At 66.8% G+C, this 909-nt stretch carries 1 protein-coding gene; it reads right to left on the bottom strand.

The window, feature by feature from the left end; genetic code table 11:
* Window positions 1-202 precede the first annotated feature (202 nt).
* Window positions 203-775: a hypothetical protein gene (locus tag Asi03nite_RS37495; protein ID WP_203685258.1), complete on the bottom strand. Its 573-nt coding sequence runs from the start codon at window positions 773-775 to the stop codon at window positions 203-205.
* Window positions 776-909: the final 134 nt, after the last annotated feature.

A 909-nucleotide genomic window follows, 5' to 3' on the forward strand; every position in this document is an offset into this window, starting at 1 on the left:
CGGCCGCGCCATCACGATCGTGATCACCCACCGGCTCGCCAACGTCCGGCACGCCGACCACGTCTACGTCCTGCACGAGGGGGTGCTGGTGGAGCCGGGCACGCACGGCTCGCTGGTGGCGGCCGGGGCCGCTACGCCGAGTTGTTCACCGTGCAGGCGGCCGGTTACCGGGAGGAGGGCATCGGACGGTGCGGACGCTCGGTCAGGATTCCTTCTCACTCCCGAGCTGATGCTGCGCTCGTTCGGCGCTCTCGCCGGACGCCTTGCTCATCATCGATCTGGCCCGGCCGAACGCCTTCATGCCGAAACGACCGGCGGCTCCTACGCCCTCCGCGCCAGTCTCCAGCACCTTGTCTCTCACCTCGGTGCCGGTGTCGAGAACCTTGTGGCGTAGCCCGGCGCCCGTTTCAAGGACTCTGTCCCGTATGTCCGCAGCCGCGTCCAGCCATCGCCTGGCATCCCGAGACTGCCGATCAGTTTCGATGCCGAGCCGTCCGTGGAAGTCGACAATGATGGTCCCGACGTAGTTGGTCGAATGCACCACGGCGCGGGATGTGGTCGGGTTCAGCAGTACCTTCGCATTGGCCGTGCCTGCGGCCGCGTCCATCCGGGACATCAGGTGCTCGGTGCTTCCGGCGATGAGCTCCAAGCGGTTCCGCCGGGCTATCCGGATGGCGACACGATGCTCCTCCAGCTCTTCCGGAGACGAGTCCAGCACCCGGTCGAGTTCCAGCACGGCGACCGCGTCCTGGAGCTGGAAGCAACGGGCCAGCACGGCGAGCCACTCCTGAACCTTGATCTCGGCTTCCTTGCATGCCTTGGCGAGGTCGCCGACGCTGGTCGTCTCGAGTTTGTCGGCGATGGCGTCGAGCTGCCGTAAGGCGTACGCCTGGGTTCGGGCCAGCTATA

It is taken from the genome of Actinoplanes siamensis (genome assembly GCF_016862395.1).
In the GTDB taxonomy this organism is placed as follows: Bacteria; Actinomycetota; Actinomycetes; order Mycobacteriales; family Micromonosporaceae; genus Actinoplanes; species Actinoplanes siamensis.